Annotated in this window: 3 protein-coding genes and 1 pseudogene; all 4 read right to left on the bottom strand. The window is 65.1% G+C overall.

The annotated features are described in order from the left end of the window. Window positions 1-398 (bottom strand): hypothetical protein (locus tag VF794_RS32735; protein WP_331117044.1); only part of this gene is annotated, 398 nt, incomplete at its 3' end. Between the two features lie 104 nt (window positions 399-502). Then, on the bottom strand, window positions 503-1,558 hold the full coding sequence (locus VF794_RS32740; protein WP_331117045.1) for a hypothetical protein: 1,056 nt from the start codon (window positions 1,556-1,558) through the stop codon (window positions 503-505). A gap of 431 nt (window positions 1,559-1,989) precedes the next feature. Then, a complete protein-coding gene (locus VF794_RS32745; RefSeq protein WP_331117046.1) occupies window positions 1,990-2,916 on the bottom strand; it encodes a DUF2381 family protein in 927 nt (308 codons plus the stop codon). Between the two features lie 113 nt (window positions 2,917-3,029). Then, window positions 3,030-4,182 (bottom strand): annotated as a pseudogene (locus VF794_RS32750) (hypothetical protein); the annotation flags it as partial.

Consider the following 4,182-nt stretch of genomic DNA (forward strand, 5'->3'; position numbering starts at 1 on the left):
TCAAGATAAACGAATCGGGAGGCATGCTGGCCCACCTGCTCCAGCGTCCAGGTCTTCTTCAGGTCTGCGGGGTCCAGCCGGCGGTACTGGGCCAGGAGCACCCTGGCCGCATCGCGCCTGCCCATCAGCTCCCGCAGGCCATTGAAGCCACTCGCGACGGAGTCGAACCCCTTCTGCATGCTCGTATGCGCGAGCATGTCCGCGAACATCGGGTAGTCGAGCGTTGTCTTGACCAGACCGCGGGTCGACATCTTCTTCAGTCGCTCCTCGGGTATCTGGCAGACGGCGAGCATCTCCTGTCGGGAGTCGAGTGCCCGCCAGGCGGGAGTCCCAGGTTGGGTGGGAAAGACATAGGCATCGGATGCCGTGAGCAGCAGTGCCATCATCAGGTGGACCATGGTCCCTCCTTGGAACTTCCGTCAGGAGAGGCATTAACGACAGGGAGCCGGGAGGGTTCAACCCTCCCGGCTCCAGCGCTGTGGGTTAGGTGACAGCCCTTACCTCAGCGGTAGTAGTACTCGAAGTACGAGGCATTGTAGGGGGAGTAGCTCGGGGCATGGAGCATCCTGGGAAGCTGTCCCCACTTCGAGCGAAACACCCCGCTGCCGGCAACGATCGCCGAATGGTCGTCGTAGTAGTAGTTCACCCTGGCCGACACGTACGGGCTATATACGCGGGAGTAGCTGTAATCCTGCCAGTACGTCTTCTGATATGGCGCGTTCATCCACGCGGTGTTGTAGATGGACTGGCTGTACCAAGCATAAGAGTGGCAATTGTACCTGCGCGAGGCATTCGTCTCCCGAACGGCTCTCGGATAGGCCGTCGCCACGTAATTGTTCGCATTCGCGATCTCTGCAGAGGAGAGTTCATAGGTGGTGGCGATGACCCAGACGGTCGACCCGTTCGGGGTGCTGACGGTGGTCCAGTAGTCCTCCGTGTCCGGGTTGTCGGCCGGCTTTCCGTAGACCTCGGAGTACTGCTGCTTGACCTTGTTCTTGACCTCCTTCTCAACGGCCAGCTGCAGCTGCTCCTCGGCGGTCAGCTTCTCGCGGATGGACTCCTGGGACAGCATCATCTCCAGGTACATGAGGCGCGCAGCATGGGCTCCCTGCTGCTCCAGGGCCCAGCCCTCGGTGATCGTCGGGTCGAACGCCTTGTAACGCGCCAGCAGCTCGGTCCCGGCGTCGGGACGCTCCAGCAGCGCTTTCAAACCGTTGAACCGCTCGGCGACACGCTGGAATCCGACCTGCGGGTCGTCATACGCCAGCATGTCGAGGTAGAGCGGGTAGTTCAGGGCAGTCTCGACCAGCCCCTGGGTGGACATCTTCTTGAGGATACCCTGTGGAATCTGGGTCGCCTCCAGCATCTCCTCGTGCGACGAAAGCTCCGCCCAGCTCGCGGTTCCCGGCTTGAGATGGAACTCGTAGCTGTCGAGTGCCCTTCCGTTGCTGGCCTGACCAGCGCGAGCATCCGTGCCGGTCAGTACGCCCGAGAGGAGGAGAACAGCGGCGAAGCCAGCGGTCCAGAACCGCGACGAGGTTGTTTCTTGACGGTACATAATCCCTTTTCCTGAATGGGCGTGAGATTCGCGATGCGGAGCGGCCGTCGACGGACGAGAGTCGAAGTGCGGAGGCCTGTTCCACCAAGGGAGTCACCCGCCATCTCTCTTGGTACGTCTGAGATTACGAAGGATTTTCAGGAATTCCTTCCCCCCCAAGGTATTAGCCAGTTGTCGTCTTCGAGACCGCGCTGTCTTTCTGATTCAGCGAAGGCGAGAGACTCCCCAAGCAGGTGAGAAGAAGGCGAGCGTGGCTCTTGAGGCAGCGGCCAGGAAGGAGATCCGAAGAAGGAGAGGACGCCGCGAGTGGACTGGGCGCAGCTACTGAGGAGGACGTTCGACTTCGACGTGTTCGCCTGCGTGAGGTGTAGAAGCAGCAGGCGGTGGTATTGGCGTAGGTGACGACGAGAGAAAACTCATCCGGTCCGCCACTATGGGAACGTCACGCCATCGACGTTCACACCTCCGGCTCCAGCCTCTCCAGCCCACAGCTTGAGCGTGTAGGTGCCTCGGGCCTCGCTCTCCGTCGCGTCCAGTTCCACCACGATGCGCCCCAACTTTCCTGGCGGGATGGGCTCCAGGAGCCACACCGTCAGCCCCGTCAGCTCCTCGCGCTTGGAGCCCACCAGGGCCGCCCCCTTGGGCCTCCAGGCCACCGTTCCCCGGTTGCGCAGCTCCAGCTCCACGGCCACCCGTCCCCGCCCCTTGGGTCCCACGGCTCGGTAGCTGATGCCCGTCCACACCGCGAGGGAGTCTTCCGGGCGCTGAGCCACCATCGGGAGCCGCCGGGCGATGACTCCCTTTTCGCCAAGCCATCCGTTCTCGATGAGGCCCGTGAGCCCACCCTGGCCACTGCACTCGGCCTGGAGACGCGCCTTCTCCTCCCGACACTGCTGGGCCTCAGCTCGGGCCTGCTGCTCTCCCTGCCGGAGGGAGGCCAGCGTGCGCTCGTGGCGTGACACCTCCACCTGCCGCTCCGCCTGGGAGGGGTGGACCACCAGCATGAAGGTGGCACTCACCGGGGCCGCACCATCCTCGAAGTAGACCGTCACCGGCACACGCTCCCCGTCATGCAGCGCCTCCGAGGCCACGAGTGCCAGGGTGTCGTCCACCACCTTCACCCGGCGGAACCGCTCCCTCCCCTCCACTTCCACGCGCGCCAGCTTCGCGTCGAAGAACAGGGTGAGGGACAGCTCCGGCCGGATGCACACCTCCGGTGTCTTGCTGGGGGTGTCCGCCGTCAGCTCGATGTAGCGCGTACCCGCCTCGCAAGTGGGGAGCGGCACCCGCGCGGTAGGCTCGACGGGTGCAGCGAGCAAGGCCAGTCCGAGCAGGGCGGAGGAGGACAAGGCGAACACAGAGCGGGAACCTCCACGAAGACGAGGAATAGACCGGAGACGTGGGCTCTAACACACGGCCGGTCGTGCGCGAGCCGTCCTCACCGTCCAGCCCGCCAAGCCCCCGGATGCCGTTACTCGAACCGCTCCACCGTCTTCGCCGCCGCGCGGGGACGAACCTTGATGGCTACTCCGTCAGGCTCGATCTTGAGACCACGAGTTCCGCTGTACGGGTCGACCAGCTCCATGCAGACGGTGAACGTGTCTCCAGCGGGCGTGACGGCCTGGGTGATGCGTCCATAGACGCGCTTCTCCCCAATGCAGAGCTGCCCAGAGAGCCGCGTGCCGTTCGGCAGTGCCGTTCGCCCACCCCGGCCCCTGGCATCCTTCCCCACGTCCAAGTCGGCAGCCAACTCCAGCGAAATGGGGCCTTCCTTCACAGGCACGGGCTCGTTACTCATCTCCCAACCGGGAAGAGCGACTATGGAGCGGTCCCCAACGGGGATGCCGAGCTGGCGGGTCATGGTCTCGACAGCACCAGCAGGGCACGCCTGGGGCGCGGGCTCCTTGCGAACCTGGGCACCGGGACAGGCCATGTTGGCGGCGGCGGCCACCGCGAGCAGCACGTTGGCCCCGGTGGAGTTGTTGCCCTTCTTCTCCTTCTCCGCCTGTGAGCCGGGGGCCTTCTTCTTCATGCGAGTCGTTCCCGAGCTGAGCGTCATGGTGGTGACGGACGCAGGGGTATCCGCCTTTGAGGGCGCTGCGCCTGCGTCAGCTTCGGGCGGCTTCCAGGGTGGCGCTACTTCATGGACGTGCGTGGCCCATCGCATCGGGGCATCGAGGGAGAATTCCGCAGGTAAGGGAAGCGTAGGCACCGGCTGGCCTGGAGTCGGTGTGGACGGTGGCGGGCGGAGCTGACCGAGGACATGGCCCACTCCCACCGCGAGTCCCACCACGGCCACGAGGACCGGAAAGGCCCATCGCACTCGGGTGCGAAGTGGGGGGCGGGTCTTCGTCGCGGGCGGCTCGGGTGGGGCGGGAGCTACAACGGGAGGAGCGGGCGGCTTGCCCCGCTTGGGCTTCTGACGGATCCACCTGCGCAGCCACGCCTGGCTGTCGTGGCCCACCAGCTCCGGCGCGTCCTCGGTGGTACGTCCGTCCACCGTCCAGCCGTAGCACAGGGGCACCTCCCACCGTGGATCCGCCTTCGCCTCCGCCAGCAGCTTCTCCAGCGCCCCACATAACGCCTCGGCATCCGGCACGCGGGCTGGCGCCTTGGCCAGCAGG

This window comes from Archangium sp. (assembly GCF_036389735.1).
Classification (GTDB): domain Bacteria; phylum Myxococcota; class Myxococcia; order Myxococcales; family Myxococcaceae; genus Archangium.